At 64.4% G+C, this 23,487-nt stretch carries 23 protein-coding genes; 7 read left to right on the top strand and 16 right to left on the bottom strand.

The annotated features are described in order from the left end of the window. Positions 1-29 precede the first annotated feature (29 nt). Genes JWQ24_RS08180 through JWQ24_RS08170 form a run of 3 tightly spaced genes read left to right on the top strand, consistent with a single transcriptional unit; the run spans position 30 to position 4,214 of the window. Positions 30-683 (top strand): ABC transporter ATP-binding protein, encoded by a 654-nt coding sequence (locus tag JWQ24_RS08180; protein ID WP_299806490.1) that lies wholly within the window; start codon positions 30-32, stop codon positions 681-683. Next, on the top strand, positions 680-3,139 hold the full coding sequence (locus JWQ24_RS08175) for an ABC transporter permease (RefSeq protein WP_299806488.1): 2,460 nt from the start codon (positions 680-682) through the stop codon (positions 3,137-3,139). Before JWQ24_RS08180 ends, JWQ24_RS08175 begins: the two co-directional genes overlap by 4 nt. Then, positions 3,129-4,214: a lipocalin-like domain-containing protein gene (locus JWQ24_RS08170; RefSeq protein WP_299806486.1), complete on the top strand. Its 1,086-nt coding sequence runs from the start codon at positions 3,129-3,131 to the stop codon at positions 4,212-4,214. Before JWQ24_RS08175 ends, JWQ24_RS08170 begins: the two co-directional genes overlap by 11 nt. 105 nt (positions 4,215-4,319) lie before the next feature. Here the strand turns inward: JWQ24_RS08170 and JWQ24_RS08165 are convergent, their stop codons facing one another. The 3 genes from JWQ24_RS08165 to JWQ24_RS08155 form a co-directional block, all read right to left on the bottom strand. Next, positions 4,320-5,687, bottom strand: a complete 1,368-nt coding sequence (locus tag JWQ24_RS08165) for an MFS transporter (RefSeq protein WP_299806484.1) — start codon at positions 5,685-5,687, stop codon at positions 4,320-4,322. 81 nt (positions 5,688-5,768) lie between these two features. Next, complete coding sequence (locus tag JWQ24_RS08160; RefSeq protein WP_299806482.1) at positions 5,769-7,298, bottom strand: aldehyde dehydrogenase; 1,530 nt, start codon at positions 7,296-7,298, stop codon at positions 5,769-5,771. Between the two features lie 12 nt (positions 7,299-7,310). After that, the gene (locus JWQ24_RS08155; RefSeq protein WP_299806526.1) at positions 7,311-7,946 is read right to left on the bottom strand and encodes a GntR family transcriptional regulator; all 636 of its coding nucleotides are present in this window, start codon (positions 7,944-7,946) and stop codon (positions 7,311-7,313) included. A 126-nt stretch (positions 7,947-8,072) separates the two neighbouring features. On the opposite strand from JWQ24_RS08155, the gene JWQ24_RS08150 reads away from it, so the two are divergent. Then, the gene (locus JWQ24_RS08150; RefSeq protein WP_299806479.1) at positions 8,073-8,870 is read left to right on the top strand and encodes an alpha/beta fold hydrolase; all 798 of its coding nucleotides are present in this window, start codon (positions 8,073-8,075) and stop codon (positions 8,868-8,870) included. 123 nt (positions 8,871-8,993) lie between these two features. Here JWQ24_RS08150 and JWQ24_RS08145 read toward each other — a convergent pair whose 3' ends face one another. Together JWQ24_RS08145 and htpG are read right to left on the bottom strand one after the other, a co-directional pair. Next, positions 8,994-10,190, bottom strand: coding sequence for an ABC transporter substrate-binding protein (locus JWQ24_RS08145; RefSeq protein WP_299806477.1), 1,197 nt, complete (start codon positions 10,188-10,190; stop codon positions 8,994-8,996). Between the two features lie 167 nt (positions 10,191-10,357). Next, positions 10,358-12,229 (bottom strand): molecular chaperone HtpG, encoded by a 1,872-nt coding sequence (htpG, locus tag JWQ24_RS08140; protein WP_299806475.1) that lies wholly within the window; start codon positions 12,227-12,229, stop codon positions 10,358-10,360. A 204-nt stretch (positions 12,230-12,433) separates the two neighbouring features. Between htpG and JWQ24_RS08135 the strand changes: the two genes are divergently transcribed. Next, the gene (locus JWQ24_RS08135; RefSeq protein ID WP_366521421.1) at positions 12,434-12,676 is read left to right on the top strand and encodes a response regulator; all 243 of its coding nucleotides are present in this window, start codon (positions 12,434-12,436) and stop codon (positions 12,674-12,676) included. Positions 12,677-12,837: 161 nt separating this feature from the next. Further along, positions 12,838-13,914 (top strand): methyl-accepting chemotaxis protein, encoded by a 1,077-nt coding sequence (locus JWQ24_RS08130; RefSeq protein ID WP_299806524.1) that lies wholly within the window; start codon positions 12,838-12,840, stop codon positions 13,912-13,914. Between the two features lie 43 nt (positions 13,915-13,957). Here JWQ24_RS08130 and JWQ24_RS08125 read toward each other — a convergent pair whose 3' ends face one another. From JWQ24_RS08125 to JWQ24_RS08105, 5 genes are all read right to left on the bottom strand, one after another. Next, the gene (locus JWQ24_RS08125; protein WP_366521420.1) at positions 13,958-14,485 is read right to left on the bottom strand and encodes an NUDIX hydrolase; all 528 of its coding nucleotides are present in this window, start codon (positions 14,483-14,485) and stop codon (positions 13,958-13,960) included. 63 nt (positions 14,486-14,548) lie between these two features. Beyond that, the gene (locus tag JWQ24_RS08120) at positions 14,549-15,364 is read right to left on the bottom strand and encodes a 3-keto-5-aminohexanoate cleavage protein (RefSeq protein WP_299806473.1); all 816 of its coding nucleotides are present in this window, start codon (positions 15,362-15,364) and stop codon (positions 14,549-14,551) included. 5 nt (positions 15,365-15,369) lie between these two features. Then, positions 15,370-15,717: a RidA family protein gene (locus JWQ24_RS08115; RefSeq protein WP_299806471.1), complete on the bottom strand. Its 348-nt coding sequence runs from the start codon at positions 15,715-15,717 to the stop codon at positions 15,370-15,372. 129 nt (positions 15,718-15,846) lie between these two features. Then, the gene (locus JWQ24_RS08110) at positions 15,847-16,107 is read right to left on the bottom strand and encodes a hypothetical protein (protein WP_299806469.1); all 261 of its coding nucleotides are present in this window, start codon (positions 16,105-16,107) and stop codon (positions 15,847-15,849) included. Positions 16,108-16,167: 60 nt separating this feature from the next. Next, a complete protein-coding gene (locus JWQ24_RS08105) occupies positions 16,168-16,506 on the bottom strand; it encodes a hypothetical protein (RefSeq protein ID WP_299806467.1) in 339 nt (112 codons plus the stop codon). A 162-nt stretch (positions 16,507-16,668) separates the two neighbouring features. Here JWQ24_RS08105 and recQ point away from each other — a divergent pair, with 162 nt between their 5' ends. After that, positions 16,669-18,528, top strand: a complete 1,860-nt coding sequence (recQ, locus tag JWQ24_RS08100; RefSeq protein ID WP_299806465.1) for a DNA helicase RecQ — start codon at positions 16,669-16,671, stop codon at positions 18,526-18,528. On the opposite strand, the gene JWQ24_RS08095 is transcribed toward recQ, so the two are convergent. The 6 genes from JWQ24_RS08095 to JWQ24_RS08070 all read right to left on the bottom strand — a co-directional run bounded on the left by JWQ24_RS08095 (position 18,497) and on the right by JWQ24_RS08070 (position 23,398). Beyond that, positions 18,497-19,657, bottom strand: coding sequence for an acyltransferase (locus JWQ24_RS08095; RefSeq protein WP_299806463.1), 1,161 nt, complete (start codon positions 19,655-19,657; stop codon positions 18,497-18,499). The two genes, recQ and JWQ24_RS08095, sit on opposite strands and share 32 nt — an antisense overlap. Further along, the gene (locus JWQ24_RS08090; RefSeq protein ID WP_299806461.1) at positions 19,650-20,204 is read right to left on the bottom strand and encodes an SGNH/GDSL hydrolase family protein; all 555 of its coding nucleotides are present in this window, start codon (positions 20,202-20,204) and stop codon (positions 19,650-19,652) included. Before JWQ24_RS08090 ends, JWQ24_RS08095 begins: the two co-directional genes overlap by 8 nt. A 28-nt stretch (positions 20,205-20,232) precedes the next feature. Beyond that, positions 20,233-20,421 (bottom strand): hypothetical protein, encoded by a 189-nt coding sequence (locus JWQ24_RS08085; protein WP_299806459.1) that lies wholly within the window; start codon positions 20,419-20,421, stop codon positions 20,233-20,235. A 91-nt stretch (positions 20,422-20,512) separates the two neighbouring features. After that, positions 20,513-21,430: an NAD(P)-dependent oxidoreductase gene (locus JWQ24_RS08080; RefSeq protein WP_299806457.1), complete on the bottom strand. Its 918-nt coding sequence runs from the start codon at positions 21,428-21,430 to the stop codon at positions 20,513-20,515. Between the two features lie 87 nt (positions 21,431-21,517). Next, entirely contained in the window at positions 21,518-22,501 is a 984-nt protein-coding gene (locus JWQ24_RS08075; protein WP_299806455.1) for a tripartite tricarboxylate transporter substrate binding protein, read from the bottom strand. A 102-nt stretch (positions 22,502-22,603) separates the two neighbouring features. Beyond that, positions 22,604-23,398 (bottom strand): transporter substrate-binding domain-containing protein, encoded by a 795-nt coding sequence (locus JWQ24_RS08070; RefSeq protein WP_299806453.1) that lies wholly within the window; start codon positions 23,396-23,398, stop codon positions 22,604-22,606. Positions 23,399-23,487 lie beyond the last annotated feature (89 nt).

Here is a 23,487-nt window from a genome sequence, read left to right as displayed (position 1 = left end):
GCGGCAGTAATCTGCTACATTCACCCGGCATGCTCACCGTCCGCCATCTCACAAAATCCTATCGTTCGGCGCAGGAACAGGTCGCGGTGCTGCGCGGCGTCGATCTCGATGTCGCGGCCGGCGAGAGCGTGGCGCTGACCGGCGAATCCGGCAGCGGCAAGAGCACGCTGCTGCATCTGATCGCCGGGCTCGACCAGGCCGATGCCGGCGAGATCCGGCTTGAGGATACGATCATCACCGGAATGCCGGACACCGCGCGCGCGGCACTACGACGCGACCGGCTCGGCCTCGTATTCCAGCAGTTCAATCTCATTCCCAGTCTCAACGTCGCCGACAACCTCGCCTTCCAGTCGCGCATCGCCGGCCGGCACGATGCGATCTGGCACAGCGAATTGATCGAGCGGCTCGGGCTTGCCACTCTGCTGAAGCGCTACCCCGAACAGCTCTCCGGCGGACAACAACAGCGCGTCGCAATCGGCCGCGCGCTGGCAGCCAAGCCGCTGCTGCTGCTGGCCGACGAGCCGACCGGCAATCTCGACGAGGACACCGCCGACGACGTGCTCGCCCTCGCGCGCGATCTCGTGCAGCGCACCGGCTGCGGCTTTCTGATGGTGACGCATAGCGCACGGCTCGCCGCCACGCTGGACCGCCAGGTGCAGCTCCACGCCGGCCTGATCCGGTGAAACGCGCGCTGTGGATTCTCACGGTGCTGCTGAGCCACTGGCGCCGGCATCCGATGCAGCTTGCCACCCTGCTCGTCGGGCTGATCGCCGCCACCGCTTTATGGAGCGGCGTCCAGGCACTGAACCAACAGGCGCGCACCAGCTATGATCGTGCCGCCGCCACCTTCGGCGGCGCGCGCACCGCGATGCTGGTCGGCCGCGACCACGCGACGTTTTCACAAGAACTGTTCGTCGAGTTGCGCCGCGCCGGCTGGCCAGTGTCGCCGATGCTGGAGGGCCGCGTGCAGATCGGCGGGCGCACGATAAGGCTGCTCGGCATCGAGCCGGTGACGCTGCCGGTGGAAGCGAGCGCGACCGCGGAGATCGGCAAGGCGGGCGTACAGGCCTTCATCACGCAGCCCGGCCAGACGCTGATCTCGCCGGAGACGCTTGCAGAACTCGGACTCACCGAGGGGACCACACCCTCTGTCAGCGGAGCGTTGCCATTGCCGCCGCTGCGCCTGCAGCCTCAACTGGTGCAAGGCGCGCTGGTCGTCGATATCGGCGTCGCACAGCGGGTGTTGAAGATGCCCGGCCAGATATCCCGGCTGTTGATCGGCAAGGCCAGCGGACCACGCGCCGCGCTGGAGTCAGTGACGAACCAGTTGCGCCTCGTCGAGCCCGACGCCGAGAGCGATCTGGAGCGGCTCACCGACAGTTTCCATCTCAACCTCACCGCCTTCGGATTGCTATCGTTCGTCGTCGGCCTGTTCATCGTCAATTCCGCCATCGGGCTCGGCTTCGAGCAGCGCCGGCCTATGCTGCGCACGTTGCGCGCCTGCGGCGTCTCGGCGCGGCTGCTCAACACCATCATGCTGGTCGAACTGGTCTCGATCGCGGTGGTGGCCGGCCTGATCGGTCTCGTATGCGGCTACTACATCGCGGCGTCCCTGCTGCCCGACGTCGTGGCGTCGCTGCGCGGGCTTTACGGTGCAACGATTCCCGGCCAACTCACCTTGAAGCCGGAATGGTGGCTGGCCGGGCTTGCGATCTCCATCCTTGGGGCGCTGGCGGCCGCCACGTCGAGCCTGCTGAAGGCGGTACGGCTACCGCTGCTGACGGCGGCGCAGCCTTATGCCTGGCAGCAGGCGCAGGGCCGCTGGCTGCGACTGCAAGGCACGTTTGCGATCATCGTGCTGCTCGGCGCGGGTGCCGTGTTGTGGGTGGGCGACTCGCTGATCGCGGGATTTTTCGTGCTGGCCGCGCTGCTGATCGGCGCGGCGCTGGCGCTGCCGGTGATCCTCGGAACCGTGCTGGCCGCCGGCGAACGCAACACGAAGCGACCTTTGGCGAAGTGGTTCTGGGCCGACAGCCGCTTGCAACTCTCCGGCCTGTCGCTGGCGCTGATGGCACTGCTTCTGGCGCTGGCGGTCAATGTCGGCGTCGGCACGATGGTAGAGAGTTTCAGCCGCACCTTCACCGGATGGCTCGACGGGCGGCTGGCGGCGGAGATCTATCTCAACGCCTCCAGCGAACGACAGGCGGTGGAGATCAAAGACTGGTTGAAACAGCGCCCGGAAGTGCAGGCCGTGCTGCCCGGCACCCGCACCGACGTGCAACTTGCCGGCATGCCGGTGGAGGTGCTGGGCTTCGCCGACCACGCCACCTATCGCCAGCAATGGCCGCTGCTGGAATCGACCAGCGACGCATGGGATCGCCTGCGCAATGGCGACGCCGCGCTGATCAGCGAGCAACTGTCGCGGCGCATGAAATTGAACCTTGGTGATCGCGTCAGTGTGCCCTCGCCATCCGGCGACTGGCCGCTGGAGGTCGTGGCCATCTATGCCGATTACGGCAATCCGAAAGGCCAGATCGGCGTCAATGTGAACGCGCTGGTACAGCGCTTCCCGGATATTTCGCAGACCCGGATGGGACTGCGCGTCGCGCTCGCGGAGGTGACCGCGCTGATGGCTGATATCAAGAGCAGGTTCGGGCTCGACGGCCGCAACCTCGCCGACCAGTCGACGGTGAAGACCGAGTCCCTGAAGATCTTCAACCGCACCTTTGCGGTCACGGCGGCGCTGAACGCTTTCACGCTCGGCGTCGCCGGCGTCGCGCTGCTGACCAGCCTGCTGACGCTGAGTCAGTCGCGGCTGCCGCAACTGGCGCCGCTATGGGCGATCGGCATCACGCGCAAGCGCCTCGCCTTCATTGAACTCCTGAAAACAATGTCCGTCGCGCTGATCACCTCGCTGCTCGCGCTGCCGCTGGGGCTGGGCGTGGCGTGGTGCCTGATCGCGGTGGTGAATGTGAAGGCGTTCGGCTGGCGACTGCCGTTCCATGTCTTTCCGTGGCAGTTGATCGAACTGCTCGGCGTGGCGATGCTGGCATCCCTGCTGGCGGCGCTGTTGCCGATCGTCAAACTACTGCGGATGCAACCGGCGCAACTGGTGAAGGTGTTTGCTGATGAGCGGTAATCTCCTCACGCGCCGCGCCTTTGCCGGCGGACTGGCGTTGCTCGGCTTCGGCGCACCGCAGGCGCGCGCGCAGGGCTTTGCCGGACTGGGGCGCGACGCCGACGGTTTTGCCGGCGTGGCGCCGGGCCGCGTGCTGAACTTTCCGGCCGATCACGGCGCGCATCCGGAGTTTCGCATCGAGTGGTGGTACCTGACCGCCAATCTGGTCGACGCCAATGGCGCTTCCTATGGCGCGCAGTGGACTTTGTTTCGCCAGGCGATGGCGGCCGGCGCGCAAGGCGAGGGCTGGGCCAATCCGCAGATCTGGATGGGCCACGCCGCGGCGACCTCCGCAAGCGCGCATCGCTATTCTGAAGCATTTGCGCGCGGCGGCATTGGCCAGGCCGGCGTTACCACCGTGCCGTTCCGCGCCTGGATCGATGCGTGGGAGATGCGCGGCGGTGAGGGGTTCAACGATGCCACGGTATCGCCGCTCGACGTCAACGCATCGGGCGCAGCGTTCAGCTATCGGTTGCGGCTGGAAACGCAGCAGGGTTTGGTGCTGCAAGGCGACGCCGGCTACAGCCGAAAGTCGGAGCGCGGACAGGCGTCGTATTACTACAGCCAGCCGTATTTTGCCGCGCGCGGCAGCATCACGATCGACAACAGAGCCGTTGAGGTCACCGGCCGCGCCTGGATGGACCGTGAATTCTCCAGCCAGCCTTTGGCCTCCGATCAGAACGGTTGGGATTGGTTCTCGCTACATCTCGACGGTGGCGAGAAGCTGATGCTGTTCCGACTCCGCCAGAGCAGCGGCGACAACTATTTTTCCGGCAACTGGATTGCGCAGGACGGTACGTCACAGCAGATCGCATCAAAGGACATCGCGATGACGCCCACCGCCTTCAGCGAAGTGGCGGGACGCAAGCTTCCGACATCGTGGCAAATCAAAATCACCGCGCGCGGCCTCTCGATCGAGACCAAGCCGCTGAATGCGCAGGCGTGGATGGCGACGAGCTTTCCCTATTGGGAAGGCCCGATCACGTTCAAGGGCAGCCGGAGCGGCGTCGGCTATCTGGAAATGACCGGCTATTGATCCCGCGGCACTTCACTTCTTACCGCGAGGGCGGGTTCATGATTACGTCCGGCGAACGACCATGTGTCGTTCGCCGGACGTTTATCAGTTGACCAAACTATCGCGTCAGGAGGTCTGTTTCACCGCGACGTGCGCCATCTCCTCGTCCTTCAGCTCTTCAAGCCGACGATGACGGGTTTCGATACCCATTGCCCCGACCACGATGATCTGAAGGACCAGCAAGCCGATCATCAGTGACATCACGCCGGCGACGCCGCGGGCCTCGAACAGCATCACGACCAAGAACGGCGTGACGATGGTGGCGCCGCGGCCCAGCGTATTGACGATGCCGGACGCGCGCAGCCGCACTTCGGTCGGGAACAGTTCGGGGATGTAGATGCCGAACAGCAGAGCGACGAGCACGTAGATCGGGATCGTCAGCAGGAAGCCTACCGCCGGAAGCATGATCGGATCGGAGATCATCGGATAGATGATGCCGAGCACCACCGCGATCAGCGACGAGCCGATGATGGTCGGCTTGCGGCCCCAGCGATCCGCAGTCAGCGCGCCGATCGCCGAGCCGACAGGCGCACCCAGCGCCATCAGCAGCGCATAGCTGAACGAGGTGGCGACGCTCAGGCCTTGCTTGATGAAGAATACCGGCAGCCAGGTCACGAAGCCATACAGCAGCGTATTGATGGTGATCAGACACACAGAGCCGACGATCATGCGCGACAGCAGCGGCTGGGTGAACAACGTCGCGATATTGCCGGATGGTGCGACCGCAGGCGCGGCGGCCGGCGGAGGCAGCGGCTGGCCCTGTGCAGCTTCCTTTTCGATACTCAGCATCAGCGCTTCAGCCTCTTCCTTGCGACCGACGGCTTCAAGCCAGCGCGGCGATTCCGGAAGGTTCTTGCGCAGATACCAGACGACCAGCGCACCGACGCCGCCGAGTATGAACATTGCGCGCCAGCCGAAGGTCGGCACGACGAAGGAGGCGACCAGCAGCGCCGCCGGCAGACCCGTGACCACACACACCGCCATCATGCCGAGCCACTTGCCGCGCGACTTGGCCGGCACGAATTCGGTCATGGTGGAATAGCCGACCACGTTCTCGGCGCCGAGCCCGACCCCCATGAAGAAGCGGCAGATGATCAGGATGGTCATGTCTGGCGCGAAGGCGGCGGCCAGCGAGGCCAGACCGAACAGCAGCAGGTTGAACTGATAGCTGAAGCGGCGACCGAAGCGATCACCGAGGAAGCCGGTCCCGAATGAGCCCACCATCATCCCGAAGAAGGTCGCCGAGATGAAGATGGCATTCTGTCCGAGCGTGGAAAAGCCGCTCTTCAACGTGACGCCGAGTACGGTGCCGGCGAGGTAGATATCGAAGCCGTCGAAAAACATGCCAATGCCGATCAGGGTCATGATGCGGTAGTGGAATGGTCCGATCGGAAGCCGATCGAGGCGGCCTCCGGCGTTGACTGAAGTTGGCATAGGCGTAGCTCCCCCCTTGGTGTTCGTAAAAAGTCTGGACGGCTGCGCCTCTTCGGACTTCGTGCAGCCGTCCGCTTGGTTTTAGTTCAGGCGCTTCTGGCCCGCCGTGTCGCGGTACCAGTCGAAATCCTTCTCGGCGGTCGCCACCATCACGCTCTTGGTGTTGAAGTGGGTCTCAAAGCTTTCGGTGCCGAATTCGCTGCCGATGCCGCTGTCGTCGACGCCGCCCCAGGGCGACGCCGGATCGAGCCGGTGGTGATCGTTGACCCAGACGATGCCGGCGCGGACGCGCGAGGCGACGCGGTGGGCGCGGCCGACGTCGCGGGTGCGGATCGCCGCAGCCAAACCGAACGGCGAGTCGTTGGCCAGCCGCAGCGCATCGGCCTCGTCCTTGAACGGCGTCACCGACGTGAACGGGCCGAACACCTCTTCCTGGAAGATGCGCATGTCGGCGCGCACATCCGCAAACACCGTCGGCTTGACGAAGTAGCCGCCCGCATGGCCCGCCACCTCGGCGGCCACGCCGCCGGTGACCAGCCGCGCGCCGTCTTCATGGCCGAAGCGCGAATACATCAGCACGCGGTCGCGCTGCCTGGCGGAGATGACGGGGCCGAGCTGCGTCGCGGGATCGAAGGGATCGCCAATGCGGATCGATTCCGTCTTGCGCTGCAATTTCTCGACGAACTCGTCGTAGATCGTGTCCTGCACGATATGCCGGGAGGCACAGACGCAGGTCTGACCGGCGCCGATGAACGCCCCGAAGGCGGCATAATTGACGGCCTGGTCGATGTCGAAATCGTCGAACACCATCACCGGCGTCTTGCCGCCAAGCTCCATGGTCTGATGCGCAAAGACTTTCGCGGCAGCCGCGCCGGCAATGCGACCGGCTTCGGTGCCGCCGGTCAGCACCAGCTTGTTGATGTCGGGATGCTCGGCCAGCATCTTGCCGGCGTTCTGGCCGAGGCCGAGCACCACGTTGAAAACCCCCGGCGGCAGGCCGGCATCGGTGAAGATCTGCGCCAGCTTCAGCGTCGTCAGCGGGGTATATTCCGACGGCTTGACGACGGTCGTGCAGCCCGAGGCCAATACGGCAGCGAGCGATTTGCACATGATCATCAGGGGGTGGTTGAACGGTGTGCAATTGGCGACAACGCCGATCGGCGTGCGCAACGTGTAGTTCAGGTAATCGCCCTCGACGGGGATGACCGAGTCGCGCCGCGACAGCGCCAGGCCGGCGAAATAGCGGAAGAAATCCGGCAGGCGCCCGAGTTGCGCGCGCGTCTCGTTCAGCGGGCGACCGTTATTCAGGGTCTCCAGACGATACAGCGTATCCAGATTGGCCTCGAACGCGTCGGCGAGCTTGTTCACCAGACGGGCGCGGCTGCGGATGTCCATGCCGCCCCACTCGCGGCCCTCGAACGCCGCACGCGCGCTCTTCATCGCGCGGTCAATGTCCGCCGCGGTGGAATTCGGAATCCGCGCAATGATCTCGCCGGTGGCGGGGTTGCGGACGTCGAGCAGCGTGCCGTCGCCGGCCTCGATCTGGCGTCCGTCCACGAAATTGCCATGCGTTTCGACGTCCGAGACCGCCGGTGTTGCAGGGCTGTTCATTGCAATTCTCCTTCAGATAATCACCGCGTTCCTGGCCAAGGCAGGCAGGACGCGTTTTTCAGTTTTTTGAATGTGGGCCCGGATGATGCGCGAGGCGGTGCGGCTGTCGCGGCGCTGCATCGCGTCGATCAGATCGGCGTGTTCGGCGACCAGCTGCGCCGGATCGTGCCCTTTGACGTTGGCGAGGCTGACGCGGACAAGACGGTCCGCCTGCCCGATCAGGTCGCAGGCCGCGACCGCCATGCGGCGGTTGCCGGAGGCATAGGCCAGCGCGGTATGGAAGGCACGGTTGTAGGTGATGAATTCTTCGCGGTTGCCGACGAAGGTCCGGAACTCATCCAGCGCCGTCAGCACCTCGGCGGGCGCGTGTTCGATCGCCTCGGTGACGCAGGCCGGCTCGAGCGCCAGGCGAAACCGCAGCAGATCGCGCGCATCTCCCAGCGAAATCGGATTGACCCGGTAGCCCTGACGCGGCTGCACCGTCACCAGATGCTCGCGCTCCAGCCGCAGCAAGGCTTCGCGCACCGGCTGGCGACTGACCGCGTAACGCTCCGCAAGATCTTGCTCGCGCATATCATCACCCGGCGCAAAGCGACAGCTCAGGATATCATCGCGGAGTAAATCGTAGATATTGTCGCGCAAAAGCATGGATTTGTTCCAGTTGCCTTCCATTTTCTGACATACGTGAAATATCACGTCAACCAGAAACCGACTTGAAATTGATTGAAATCTCCGTATCACTGGATCCTGAGAGCGAACGAGTGAGGACTTTCGATGAACCAGTTTTTTGCCGACGGAACTGTAAACGCTGAGGTTTTGGGCGAAGGCCCGCCGCTGGTTCTGTTCCATTCGCTGCTGGCCGACCGCACCAGCTTCGACCGCATCGTGCCGACGCTCGCCTCGAGCTTCCGCCTCATCGTGCCGGAGCTGCCGGGATTCGGCGCCTCACGCCCGGTCGAGGGCGGTCTCGCCGCCGTCGCCGATCGCATGGCAGCTTTGGTGCGCGAAGCCGCGGCTGGCGAGGACGCCATCGTTCTCGGCAACGGCTATGGCGGCTTCGTCGCGCTGCAGATGGCGATCCGCCATCCCGGCATCGCCGCGCGGCTGGTGCTGGCCGACTGCGGCGCAGCCTTCACCGAACCCGGCCGCGAAGCGTTCCGCAACATGGCGAGCGCCGCGCGCGGCAAGGGATTGGCCGCCATCGCGCAGGTCGCGATGCGACGACTGTTTGCCCCGGAGTATCAGGAAGCGCATCCCGAACTGATGCGCGAGCGCGAAGCGGCGTTCCTGCGCACCGACGTCGACGTGTTCCACGCGGCCTGCACCGCGCTGGCCGGACTCGACCTGCGGCCGGAACTGTCAAAGGTGACGGTGCCCGTGCTGGTGATGGTCGGCGATCAGGACGAAGCGACGCCGCCGCCTATGTCGGAAGAGCTTCAGGCGTTGCTGCCCGACGCGCGCCTGCACGTGCTGAAGGGCTGCGCCCACGTACCGCCGTTGCAGGCTCCGGAAGCGTTTCTCGAAGCGATCGACAATTTTCTTATCGTAAGCGCCAAGACCCGCGCCGCCTGACGTTTAAATGACGGCCTAATCAGCTGACTTCTTGGCAGCTCGGTCGCGACGTCCCGGCGTGAACATGATGCCACGCCGGGGCCGCGGAAGGCGGCAGCTGCTTCGCTTGGAAACGCTTCCGTTCTATTTCGTCAGCGGGCAGCCGCTCTCTGCAGCGGTGGGATAGGCCTTGTCACCGGGCACCGTGGCGAGCTGCTTGTAGTAGTCCCAGGGCTTCTTCGATTCCGAAGGCTTCTTGACCTCGAACAGATAGAGGTCCTTCACCATGCGTCCGTTGGCGAGCACCTTGCCGCCCTGCGCGAAGGCGTCGTTCACCGGAAGTTCCTTCAGCTTCTTCACCACCGCGTCCGAATCCTTCGTGCCGGCGGCCTTCACCGCCTTCAGATACGACAACGTCGATGAATAGGTGCCGGCCTGGATCATGTTCGGCATCCGCTGCGTGCGCTTGAAGAAGCGGTCGGCGAACTCGCGCGATTTGTCGTCACGGTCCCAGTAGAAGGATTCCGTCAGAACCAGACCCTGCGCCGCCTGCAGGCCAAGGCCGTTCACTTCGGCCAGCGTGAGCAAGAGACCGGCCAGCTTCTGGCCGCCGGCCACGATGCCGAATTCGGACGCCTGCTTGACCGCATTGGTGGTGTCGAGGCCGGCATTGGCCAGGCCAATTACCTTGGCCTTGGAAGCCTGCGCCTGCAGCAGGAAGGATGAGAAGTCCGAAGAATTCAGCGGATGACGGACCGCACCGAGCACCTTGCCGCCCTTCGCCTTGACGATGTCGCCGGTGTCCTTTTCCAGCGAATAGCCGAAAGCGTAGTCAGCCGTCAGGAAGAACCAGGTATCGCCGCCGGCCTCGGTCAGCGCGCCGCCGGTACCGACGCCGAGCGCGTGGGTGTCGAACGACCAGTGAAAACCATAGGGCGTGCAGGCGTCGCCGGTAATGCGCGAGCTCGCCGCCCCCACCACGATATCGATCTTCTTTTGCTGCGCCGACAACTCCTGCACCGCCAGCGCCACCGAGGAGGTGGTGAGTTCGGTGATCATGTCGACGCCTTCAACGTCGTACCAGCGCCGCGCGATCGAGACGGCGAGATCGGGCTTGTTCTGGTGGTCGGCGGTGATCAGCTCGATCTTCTTGCCGAGCACCTCGCCGCCGAAGTCCTCGATCGCCATTTTGGCGGCTTCGAGTGAATACTTGCCGCCGTAGTCGGCATAGACGCCGGACTGGTCGTTGAGGATGCCGATCTTGACGCCCTGCGCCAGCGCAGGTGCAGCAATAAACAGACTGCACAAAGCGGCAGCCGACGACAAATGCCCGAATTTCATGAGGTAGCCTCCCGGTTTTTTAGTGTTGCCGGGAAGCTATTTTAGAACGTAGCGCAGGAACAGCTAATCTTTGGGATGAGTAGGGTTGCTGAAATAGACGCCCTGTGCGCAGCGTCGCCCCCGCCCTCGCGAGGACGACGCGGCACAGGCCGTCCGATCGTGAACGACTACATCGCCTTCAGTACCAGTCGGTGCAGCCGGGCCGCAAATGCCGCCGGGTCTTCCGGCAGTTCACCGTCGAGGATCTGCGCCTGCTCCAGCAGCAGGAACGACAAGTCCGCGGCAACGCCACCGGGCGCAGCGTCGGCGCCCGCGATCCTTGCCACCAGCGGATGGCGCAGGTTGATCTCAAGGATCGGCTTGGTGCCGGCGCCCCTGTTCTGCATCGCCAGCATGCGTTCCAGCTCGCGGTCCGGGCCGTGACCACCGGCCACGAGGCAGGAGGCGGAGGTCGTCAGCCGTGTCGAGGCCTTCACGTCGGAGACGCGGTCGCCGAGCGCGTCCTTGATGACGGCGATGGTCGCGGCCTCGTCGGTCTCCGGCTTGCTGTCGTCCTTGGCCTCTTCGTCGATGCGCGGCACCAGATCGAGATCGACCTCGCCCTGGCTCAGCGACTTCAGCGGCTTGCCCTCGAAATCGGTCGGCATCGAGGTCCAGAACGCATCGACGTGATCGGTCAGCAGCAGAACCTCGATGCCGCGCGACTTTGCCGCTTCCAGTTTCGGATTCGACTTCAGTCGATCAAGGCTGTCGCCCACGAGGTAGTAGATCTCGGTCTGGTTCGGCTTGAGATCGGCGACATACTGCTTCAGCGAACGCTTCTCACCAGTCGTGCTGGTGAAGCGCGACAGCGACAGCAGCTTCTCGCGGCGCTCGTAATCCTCATAGAGGCCTTCCTTGATCACCGGACCGAACGCATCCCAGATCCTGGCGAAGGCTTCCGGGTCCTTGTCGCTCATGCTCTCCATTTCGCCGACCACGCGGGTGGCGACGGCCTTGCGGATCTGCGCCAGCTGCGGATTGTTCTGCAGCATCTCGCGCGACAGGTTCAGCGGCAGATCCTCGGCATCGATGACGCCGCGGATGAAGCGCAGATAGGTCGGCAGCAGGTCGGCATCGTCGGTGATGAAGACGCGGCGGACATAGAGCTTGACCTTGCCCTTGCGGTTCGGCTCGAACAGGTCGAACGGCTTGGCCGAAGGCGCGAACAGCAGCACGGCGTAGGAATAGCGGCCCTCGGCGCGGTAATGCAGCGTCATCGCCGGCTCGTCCCAGGCATTGGCGATTGACTTGTAGGCTTGGGTGTAATCCTCCGGCGTCAGCTCGGACTTCGAGCGCTGCCACAGCGCGCTGGCGGAATTGATTTGGCGCGGCTCGGCGTCGCCATCCTTGAGCAGGATCGGGAACTGGATGTTGTCGGAATAGGCGCCGACGATGCGCTCGATCTCGTGAGCTTCGAGATACTTCTTGGCGTCCTCCTTGAGGTGCAGGTCGATCCGCGTTCCGGCCGGCACGCTCATGCCGTCTTCCAGCTGCGCGATCTCGAAGCCGGCGCCGCCCGACGAGGTCCAGGTAAAGGCGTCATGTTCGCCGGCACGACGGCTGGTAACGACGATCTTCTCGGCCACCATGAACGCCGCATAGAAGCCGACGCCGAACTGGCCGATTAGCCCTGCGCCGTCCTTGGCCTCGGTGAGCCGCGACAGGAACGACTTGGTGCCGGAGCGCGCGATGGTCCCGAGATTGTCGATCAGTTCCTGGCGGTCCATGCCGATGCCGGTGTCGATCACCGACAGGATGTTGGCTTCCTTGTCCGGCGCGATGGTGATGTTCGGCGAGGCACCTTCGGCGATCAATCCGGGATTGGCGATCGCCTCATAACGCAGCTTGTCGCAGGCGTCGGAGGCATTGGAGATCAACTCGCGCAGGAAAATATCGGTCTCGGAATAGACCGAGTGAACCATCAGGTTCAGCAATTCGGCGACCTCGGCCTGGAACGGCTGCGAGGTCGGCGCGGAGGTGGTCGTCGTGTCGGTCATGGGGTGCTCGTCTCAAGTCGCTGAACGGGAATTCCGGATATGGCAACGCGGCGGGAAACCGCAACATTTCATATAGATACCACAAGCGCGTGGCCGGATACCACGCGCCGCAAATAACCAGAACCACACCGCAACAACAACCTATATGCGCATCGTTCGATACAGACACGCGATCTGGTCATCATCAATATCTTCGGGCCGAACATGGATGGCTTTGCATCGGTGCGGCTGTTCCACCAGAGCGCCCCCGGCGTGCCGCTCATCGCGATCTCTGGCTACGCCTTTGCGGAAAGCCAGTCGCCGGCTCCGGACTTCCTGCGGATGGCGTTGGCGCTGGGCGCCAGGCGCCGCCTGCGCAAGCCGTTCAAGCCAAGGACCCTTCTGGCGGCGATCGACGAATGTCTGAAGGAGAAACGGCCGCATGACGAAAATACGGGCAGCCATTGAGGCCGCCCACGGTGCGATCCGTCGCAGTTCGCCACGCGGAAATTAAGTTTCTGTTAGCTATAATCGGCGACAACGGCACCGGTATCCGGTGACGCATCAGGGCGCGCTGCTCCCGATCGATCAAACACCAATTTTGCAAAGGACGCGGGATCGCCATGGCGATGGAACGCAACAGCCACCTCGCTCGCGCAATTCCGCCAGCCGACCCCGCCGACGATGGTTCCGACATCTCCGCGCTGATTGCGCGGCTGACCGCCGAGGTCAACCAGATCGCCTGCGAGAAGACCCGGTCGATCCAGAACATCACCAACCAGATGAAGATGCTGGCGCTGAACGCGCTGATCGAAAGTTCGCGCGCCGGCGTGCAAGGCGCAGGCTTCGCGGTGGTGGCGCAGGAAGTGCGCAATGTCGGCCAGCAGGTCGAAACCATCGCCCGCGAGCTCGAAACCCAGCTCACCGCTCGCACCGGCAGCCTGATGTCGTCGATCGACAACATGACGGAGCGTTCGCGCGGCGAGCGCATGGTCGACCTTTCGCTGAACGCCATCGAGCTGATCGACCGCAATCTCTATGAGCGGACCTGCGACGTGCGCTGGTGGGCTACCGATTCCGCCGTCGTCGATGGCGCGGCTTCGCCCAACGACATCACCGCCGCGCATGTGTCGGAGCGCCTCGCGGTGATCCTCGGCGCCTACACCGTCTATCTCGATCTGTGGCTGTGCGACCTCGACGGCAACGTGCTGGCCGGCGGCCGCGGCGATCGTTTCAAGGTCAAGGGTGCGAACGTCGCCGGCACCAGCTGGTTTCGCGCTGCGCGCGAATTGCGTTCCGGCGACGGCTACACCGCCCACGACGTGGAGCGGCAGCCGTTGCTCGGCAACGCCCAGGTCGCCACCTATTGCGCCAGCGTCCGCGAGGGCGGCAAAGCCAACGGCCGCGCCATCGGCGTGCTGGCCGTCCATTTCGACTGGGAGACGCAGGCCCGCGCCATCGTCGAGGGCGTTCGCGTCGACGATGACAAGACGCGCGTGCTGCTGGTCGATTCAAATCTTCGCGTCATCGCCGCGTCCGATGGCCAAGGGCTGCTCAGCGAAAAGCTGCCTATCGCGCTGAACGGCCGGCGCAGCGGATTCTATCATGACCGCTCCGGTACCCTGATCGCGTTCCACGCCACGCCGGGCTACGAGACCTACAAAGGCCTCGGCTGGTACGGCGTGATCATGCGCTCGGGCAAGTAGAGGCAAGGCTCGCACGGCGGGCCAACCTGCGAAGCAAGCACGTTCAGCCTCTCAGCCAGCGCCAGAATTTTTGCACGACGCCGGGCGAAGGCAGATTCGGGTACGCTGTCGCAGGACCGTCGCGCAACGCGACCCCATCGGCCCGGGCTTCCAATGCCAGCGGCCCGACCTGCGCCAGAAATGCCTGTTCGTGGCTGCGGCTTAGCCGCGCCAGCGCGGCATCGAGCGGCAGCCATTCCACGGCGCTGATGTCCTTCATCAGCGGACGGCTAGGCTCGGCGGCGGCTTCCATCCGCCAGTAATGCACGATCTTGATGCGAACGCCGACTTCATAGGCCAGCGTACCCAGGAACTCGCCTACCAAAGCGTCGTGGCCGGTCTCTTCCAGCACCTCGCGTTGCGCTGCGGCGCGCGGCGTCTCGCCAGCATCGAGCTTGCCTTTCGGCAGCACCCAGTCGCCGCGCTTACGCAGGCACACTATTGCGAACAGCGGCGGTTCACCCTGCTGCACCACGATGCCCCCCGCAGCTGAAATGACATCACGGGGGATGGCTGGAATCTTCTCGACCATCGCGGAGATATAGCGAACATCCGGCCGGATTCGGAAGATTTTCCCCGATCCGGCCGGCTTATTTCATTTCGCCGTTGCGGCCCGCAACTCGTCGGCGCTCGCCGGCCTGAGGCCGACGGCCTCGATGGCACGCCGCGTCGCCGCCACGAGATCCTCGTTGCCCTGTGCGCGGGAGCCGTCCGGCAGGGACTCGTTGTTCTCGAAGCCGACCCGGATATGGCCGCCGAGCAACGCGCCGGCGGTGACGCAAGCGGTCTCCTGCGCGCCAAAGGCGCAAAGGCTCCAGTGCTCGAACGACGGCGCAGTCGAATCGATGAACGGCAGCAGGTCGGCCGGCGCGGAGGTCTGTCCCACGGTGTAGCGGCCGAGCACGTACAGCACCGGCAGATGCGCGAAGGGAATCAGACCGCGTTTGCGAAACTCGGCGAGGCGCACGGCCTCCTCGACCTCATACAGAATGATCTGCGGCGTCACCGACTCCGCCTTCATCCAGCCGAGCAGCTCAGCGAAGGCGGTCTCCTCGGAGGAGTCCGGCACCAGTTCGCGCAGCGCCAGCGAAACGGCTTCAGGACGAACGGCACGGACCACCGCGCGCTGTTCGGCGGGGCTGTATTTGCCGAGCGCCTCGCTGGTGATCTGGATCACCAGATCATTGCCGACCGCGCCGCGGATGGCAGCGGTGGCAGCCAGGTAGGCATCGGCATCGAGCAGATGCAGGCCGTCGGCAGTGCGGACATGGGCGTGGATCATCGACGCACCGGCGTCGCGGCAGCGGGCGGCGGTGACGGCCAGTTCCGCCGGCGTCAGCGGCACGGCGGGATGATCGGCCTTGACCTTGCGGCCGCCGTTAGGGGCGACCGCAATTGCTGTGGGGATCATCAATTTCAGCCGATCGCGGCGATGACGGCGATCTCGACCTTGATCGAGGGATCAGCGAGGCGAGCTTCGACGCAAGCGCGGGCGGGCGTTGCATCGGCCGGCACCCACGCGTCCCACACGGTGTTGAACTTGGCGAAATCGCCCATGCTCGGCAGCCACACGGTGACCGACAGCATCTTGGTCTTGTCGGTGCCGGCGTCCTTGAGCAGCGCGTCGATCTTGGCCAGCACTTCGGTGGTCTGGGCCTCGACATTGCCGGTGTAGTCGTTCGGCACCTGGCCGGCGAGATAGACGGTGTTGCCGTGGATGGTGGCCTGGCTGAGACGCTTGCCGGGGATGAGACGCTTGATCATGGGAGAATCTTTCGTTCGGAAGGCGATGGAAACGGGCGCGACCTTCTCCGCTCGGGCCACCGTCGTCAAGCCGCTGGAACCCGCCTCAAAGCCCACCGTCGCGCCCTGTGGTTTCGCGCGCTTGCCAGATCAGCGCCGGCGCGCGACGGCCACGCCGACCAGGAAGGCCACGAGCAGCGCGCCGAGCGGCGCATCACGGGTCAATCTCGCGACGGTATCGAGCGGCTTGCCGGGGCGACGGGCGTCGTCGACGACCTCCGTCAATTTATCGACCGCGGCGCAGAACATGTCGCTGACCATGGCGACCGTCTCGCTGGCGCTGCTTGCGCTGGCTGTGGCGCTGCGCTCGTTGAATCCGGGTTTGGCGTCGGTAAAGGTGTTGTCGGTCATCGCGGGCCTCTCGGGTTGATGCTGCCCATCAATCTACCGCAAGCGCGTCGGTTCCGCTGGCTATTCCGCCATCCGGCTGCGGCGGGCGGCCTTGCCGAATTCGACGATTGCGGCTGGCGCAGGAAGGCGCAGGCGGCGGCCGTGCTGCAGATAAAGAAAGGCGACGCGGGTCGGATCGGACAGGTTCCAGACTTCCAGCGCGGTGCGATGGCCGAGCAACCTTACCGGCGGATTATGCGCGATGACGTGGACCATGACCGTCCATTTCGGCTTGCTGCCGGCCTTGCGGGGCCGCGGCGCAGACTTCGACAGCACGTTTTCGTTGGCCGCGTGCCAACGCTGGCGGCCACCTCGGCGGCGGCCCAGAAGCCATGAAAACATGCGCAGGATGAGGGACATAGCAAACTTCAACGATCTGTTGGGGCTGCGCGCACCAGACTTTCGAGGCGGCCTCGGCATCAGCTGATTAACGCAGTCTACACCGATTTTGCTGGGGATGCGACCGCGCGATGACACGCCGTCTGTTATACCGGGCCGACGAATCAGGGATCGACCTGCCGCATGACCGTCAATACCGCCCGTACCCGTGAGTCCGACATCGAACCGAACGCGCTTTCCGTCCTGAATTCGGTGTTCGGCCTGCCCGGGTTTCGCGGCGCGCAGGAAGAGATCGTCCGCCACGTCACATCGGGCGGCAACTGTCTGGTCTTGATGCCGACCGGCGGCGGCAAGTCGATGTGCTACCAACTGCCATCGCTGCTCCGCAAAGGCTGCGGCATCGTGGTGTCACCGCTGATCGCGCTAATGCGCGACCAGGTCGCGGGTCTGCTGGAAGCCGGCGTCAAGGCCGCCGTGCTGAACTCCACCCTCTCCTGGGACGAGGCAAACGAGGTCGAGCAGCGCCTCCTGGCCGGCGATCTCGATCTGCTCTATGTCGCGCCCGAGCGGCTGCTGACGCCGCGCTGCCTAGCGATGCTCGGCCGTGCCCGGATCGCATTGTTTGCGATCGACGAGGCACATTGCGTATCACAATGGGGCCATGACTTCCGCCCGGAATATATCGGCCTCTCGGTGATCGCCGAACGCTTCCCCAACGTGCCGCGGATCGCGCTGACCGCCACTGCCGATGATCTCACCCGGCAGGAGATCGTGCAACGGCTGGGGCTGGCGGATGCACGGAGCTTCGTCGCCTCGTTCGACCGGCCGAACATCAAATACGAGATCGTCGACAAGACCAGCGCGCAGAGGCAATTGCTTTCCTTCATCGCCGAGCGCCATGCGGGCGAAGCCGGCATCGTCTATTGCCTGTCGCGCGCCAAGGTCGAGGACACCGCTAACGCGCTGAACAGAGCCGGCGTACTGGCGCTGCCCTATCACGCCGGGCTCGACGCCAATGTTCGCGCGCACAACCAGGACCGCTTCATCAATGAGGACGGTGTGGTGATCGTCGCCACCGTCGCCTTCGGCATGGGCATCGACAAGCCCGACGTGCGCTTCGTCTGCCATCTCGATTTGCCGAAGAGCATCGAGGCCTACTACCAGGAGACCGGACGTGCCGGCCGCGACGGCAAGCCGTCAAATGCCTGGATGGCCTATGGCCTGTCGGACATCGTGCAGCAGCGTCGCATGATCGACGAATCCACCGGCGCGGAAGCGTTCAAGCGGGTCTCGGTCGGCAAGCTCGACGCGCTGGTCAGCCTCGCCGAGACCGTGCACTGCCGGCGCACCCGGTTGCTCGGCTATTTCGGCGAGGAAGTCACCGGCGATACGTCATGCGGTAATTGCGACAACTGCCTGTCGCCGCCGAAGGTGTGGAACGGCAGCGTCGCCTCGCAAAAATTCCTGTCCTGCGCCTATCGCACCGGACAACGCTTCGGCGCGATGCATTTGATCGATGTGCTGATCGGACGTCTTACCGACAAGATCAAGCAGTTCGGCCACGACCAGCTCTCGGTGTTCGGCATCGGCGCCGAACTCAGCGAGAAGCAGTGGCGCGCGGTGACGCGGCAACTGGTGGCGATGGGCTATCTCTATGCGGACGGCGAAGCCTATGGCGCGCTGAAGCTGACCGAGACCGCGCGCGGCGTGCTGAAGGGCGAAACCGAGGTGATGATGCGCGAGGAGACCGGCGGCACCGGCCGCGCGCCGCGCGCCAAATCGCGCCGCGGCGAACTCGCAGCCCCGCGCAACGACAGCGGCGATCCGGACCTGCTGGCGGTGCTGCGCGCCTGGCGCTCCGAAGAGGCGAAGAAGCGTAACGTGCCGGCCTATGTCGTGCTGCACGACGCCACGATGGACGGCATCGCCACCGCGCGCCCGACCTCATTGGCGCAGCTGCGCGGCATCCCGGGCATCGGCGACAAGAAGCTCGAACACTATGGCGACGACATCATCGCACTGGTGAAGGCGGCGGGCGCATAGCCATCGGCCGCGACGGGGCCACCGCGCCCCGCAACAGGCTGCGGCGCAGCAGCATTTGGGCAGGCGCCTCGAAATAGCGATAGGTGAGATAAGACAGCGCCAGCGTCGCGGCCATGAACGCCACGAAAAACCACGTCTCGTAAAGTGGAATTTTGCTGCCGAACATCGCGCATCCCGAAGCGATCAGAAGCTGAAGCGGGAAATGCAGCAGATAGCTCGAATAGGTCATGTTTCCGGCCGCTTCCAGCCACCGCTGAACTGGCGCGGCAAGCGTGATCTTGCAAGACAGGCAAAACAAAACCAATGGCGTGCAGGCCATGCAGAACAGCCAGTCAATGCTCTGGGGACTCGGGCTGAATAGCCAGATCAATACCGGGACAGCGGCCGCGGCGATCCACCCGGCACTCTCGATCGCACGGGGAAATTTCGCAGAAGCCAATGATCGTCGGGCGATCGCCGCAAGGCCACCGGCATAAAAGAACGATAGGCAGAGGAAGAACTGCCCCTCCATATTCAGGCAGGCCAGAATAACCACGATATTCATCAGCGCCGATCGCGTCACAAATCGCAACAGCACAAAGAACGTGACGTAGACCAGCACTTCGACGGAGATCGACCAGATCGGGCCGTTGAAACTGTCGCCGGATTCAAGGCCCCATTTGCTGGCCATGAAGAATTGCAGCAGGAAGTGCTGAATATCGTTGTTCTGATAGATGAAGAAGTATCCGTGCTGGCGGAAATAGATCGCCTGCAGCAGCGCGACGAGGATCAACGTCACGACATGCAACGGATACAGCCGCGACAGCCGGAACACGAAGAATGTCCAGCCGGGCATTGCGCGCTCGAAAACAACGTCGCGATATCGCCAGAAGAAAATGAACCCGCTGACGCACCAGAACACCCAGACACCGTATTTGCCGGCTTCGTAAAACGGCCGCAGCAAACCGTACAACGGCAGTTGATCCGTCACGAGATCGACCGGCGTGCCGGCGATGTAGGAAAAATGTTGGTAATGCCAGACCAGCACGGCAACCGCCGCGATGAAACGAACCAGCTCCAGCCCTAGCAGCTTGTTGGGCGGGGTCGACGGTATCGTTTGTGTCCGCTGCGGGATGATCGTTTCAGCCACAGACCGCCCCTGCTGCCTGCATGACGGCCTGATCCCACGCCTGATAGCCGTTCGCGTTCAAATGCACGCCATCGACCGTGTAAGGTGCCGGCATCGCCGGCAAAGCGACGAAGGTCGCGCCATGCTTCGCCGCCACGTCGCGCAGGATGTTGTTGTAGTTCTTGACGGTCTGCGTCAGCTCGTCGCGCAATTTGACGGTCATGCGCCCCTGCGCTTCGACCGGCGCGATCTCCAGCACGGCAAGCCGCGGCGTCGATGAAGACAGCCGGTCCAGCAACGCGCCGTAGCGAGTGGCAAACTCGTCCTTGCCTTGCGTAGCCGGCGACATGGCGTCGTTGACGCCCAGCGACACCACGATCATGGCAGCGCGTTTGCCGTCGAGTGCAGCCGCCAGCCATCCGCCAAGGTCGCTGGCTGTGGAAGCACCATTCAGGCCGGCATTCACGATCGCGCGCCCGCAGATCGACCGCGACAAGGTAGAGGCCTCAACGATGCTGTCGCCAAGGACAATGACGGGATCGCTGTACCTGTTCAGGGTCTGGTACACAGTGAACTGGCGCGCTTCCCGGTGCAGGTCAGGCGTCTGATTCTTCGTTGCCGAAATCCAAACGGCAGCCGACGCGCACGCCACAACGACGACAAGGCTGACCAGCTTCCAGTTCACCTGCGCCCTCATGGGTCGTCGCCTCTAAGGGCGCGGGCGGGAACAGGATGCCGCCGTCCGCCGCGGAAATCCGCAGCAGCGCCAGCTTCAACAACAGCACAAAAATCTTTCCAACTGCTTCGCCGGTCCGCAGAAAGGGCCGCAGATCCGGCAGGCGTTAACGACTGGGTAACCATGACGCGAACGCCCAGTTACTTCGCCTCCAGCCTCTTCAAGATCCGGTCCGCTTCCACGCGCCAGTCGGCGCTGCGCGCGAAGCCCGGCGTGCCTTTTGCCCCGAACAGCCCGTCATCGGCGAGATCCGCGACCCATGCCTGACGTTCGGCGGTGCCGGACGCGGACCACGGCGTCAGGCCGGTGTCACGCACGGTCTCGGCGACCTCGCGGACTTCCTCGCTGCGGCGACGGCCGTGTTCGATGACGCGCTGGAAGAAATAGGCGCCCTGCTTCTCCCAGTCGATGCTCGGAAAGGTCTCGGTCAACGAGGCCAGCAAGGCATCCTCGACGCCGTAGGCGCGCGCAGTGGTGAAGCTCTCGATCACCATCGCTTCCATGCCCTTGATCATGATGCTGCGGCACATCTTGGTGGCCGAAGCGGTGCCGAGTTCAGCGCTCGCCACTTTGGCGTCGAAGCCGAGCGCCGCGAGCCGCGGCGCCAGTTCGGCAGCCCCCGCGCCGCCGAGCAGCAAGGGCACCTTGATGCGATAGGGCGGGATCGAGGTCATCACCGCGCCTTCGACATAGCGACCACCCGCGCCGTCGATCAAGGCTGCGGCACGCTGCTTGGCGCGCGGCGAGGCGGAGTTGAAATCGAGAAACCACGTGCCCGGCCGGATCGCCGGCGCGCAGGCCTGCGCCACCGGCACGGCCTGGCTGGCGGTCACCGCCGAAATGACGAAATCGGCTTTCGACACGAGGTCCGCGTGGGAAGCGGCCAGCCCGACACCATAAGCCGCGGCATGATCCCGCAATGCTGCGGCATGATCCCCGTCGAGCTTGAGGTCATAGGCGCTGACGGGCACGTTCTGCGCGCGCAGATCCTCGGCGAGGATACGGCCGACCTCGCCATAACCGACGATGCCGACATGCCATTGGTTCGATTGCGTCATGGATATTCTTCCCAAAGCGTTTTCGAGCGAAGTGTCTTCCAGTTCGCGCCAATAAAAAGCGTCAGACAAGAAGCCCGAGCCTTCGCTCTACTGGATCTTGATATTGGCCTCTTTGAGCACCGGCCCCCATTTGGCGGCTTCGGCGCGCATGTAGGCGTCGAATTCCTGCGGCGAGTTGCCGACCGGCACCGCGCCGATCTTGTCCAGCGCGGTCACCACCGCGGGGTCCTTCAGCGCCGTCACCAGATCGGCATTGATCTTCGCCACCACGTCAGGCGCCATGCCCGCGGGTCCGAGAAATCCCCACCACACCGCGGTGTCGTATCCGGCGACGCCGGATTCCGCCACCGTCGGCACGTCGGGCATCGTCTTCGCGCGCGTCGCCGTGGTCACCGCAATTGCGCGCACCGCGCCGCCATCGATCTGGCCGATGACCTCGGGCAGCGGGTTGATGCTCATCGGGATATCGCCAGACATCACCGCGGTCAGCGCCGGTGCGCCGCCCTTGAACGGGATCGAGACAATCTTGACGCCGGCCATGTGGTTGAGCAGTTCGCCGGCCAGATGCGCCGAGGTGCCGTTGCCGGACATGCCGTAGGACAGGAAATCGGGCTTCGCCTTGGCCTGCGCCAGCAGCTCCTGCAGGTTCTTGGCCGGATTATCCTTCGACACCACGATGGCGAGCGGCGAATAGGCGACTTCGCTGATCGCGGTGAAATCCTTGAAGGTGTCGTAGGGCAGGCTCGGATAGAAGAACTGGTTCAGCGGATGGCCTGACGCAACCAGGATCAGCGTGTAGCCGTCGGGAGCAGCCTGGGTCAGCGCCTTCGAGGCGATGGTGCCGCCGGCGCCCGCGCGATTCTCGACGATCGGTGCCTGCCCCCAGCTCTTCGACAGCGCCTGACCGATGGTCCGCGCCAGAACATCGACGGCGCCGCCGGGCGCGTAAGGCACGAAGAACGTGACCTGCTTTTTCGGCCAGTCCGCCGTCTGCGCCTGCGCCGGCAAGACCGCGAGGGACAGCGCGGCGCTCGCCGCCAGAATACCGATGCGTTGGATCAGGCTCGCCATAGATACGTTCTCCCAGAATGCCGGTCACTCGCTGCACTGGCGACCGTGTGGTGGCTTGTAAACAAAACTCGCCAAAGCTGGAAATACCTGGGATGGCGAAGACTATTTCGCGGTGCTCGCGGCGCGCAATCCCGCGCGCGCAATCGCGGCATCGACCAGCCCCTGCGCCTTGGCCTGTTCGGTGAACTCGCGGATGAAGCCCAAGCCCTGCTCACGTCCCTTCGGGATGGCGATGGCATGGCGCTCCACGCCCCACTGGCCATCGAGCACGGTGGCGCCGGGCAGCTTTTCGGCCATCTCGAACAAGGTCGCCTTGTTGGTGGCGAAAACGTCGAGCTGGCCGGCGGCCATCATGCCGGCCACGAGGTTGATATTGGCGACGCGGACCACTGTGGCCTGTTTCAGGTCGCGCGACAGGACCGCGTCCGATGAACTGCCTTCGGTCACGCCGACGCGGCGGCCGGCGGCATCGACATCGGCCAGCGCGGCGACGGGAGAGCCCGGCGGCAGCAGATAGCCGAGTTCGCTTTCCAGATAGGGCGGGCCGAAGTCCATTACCTTGGCGCGCGCCGCCGAGGCATTGGTGAAAGCAGCATCGACAGCGCCGGTCTTGACGGCCTCCAGCACCTCGGCGTTTCTGCTGAAAACCACCGGCTCGTAGGGTACGCCCAGCCGCGCCGCGAGCGCCTGGCCGAGGTCATAACCAACGCCGCGCGGGCCCGCTTTGGCGTCGGGCAGGATCGAGGTCGGCGTTCCCGGATACAGCCCGACCCGGAGCTTGCCGCTGGGCGCCAGGATATCGCGTGGCGCGGGCTCGGCGGCCACGGCGACAGCCCCTGTCGCCAGCAACATCGCCGCCAGTACCCACGCCAGGGAGCGGCGACAAAGGTCGGTCATGGCGTTTCTCCCTCGATTTCGGCTTGTAGCTATATACCGTCTGCCGGCCCTTACTAGGCCGATGCAACCATCCGGCAAACCCGACGAAA

It is taken from the genome of Tardiphaga sp., assembly GCF_028290495.1.
Lineage (GTDB): Bacteria > Pseudomonadota > Alphaproteobacteria > Rhizobiales > Xanthobacteraceae > Tardiphaga.
The sequence above is the reverse complement of the archived record's forward strand: the minus strand, read 5'-3'. Positions and strand labels throughout refer to the sequence as shown.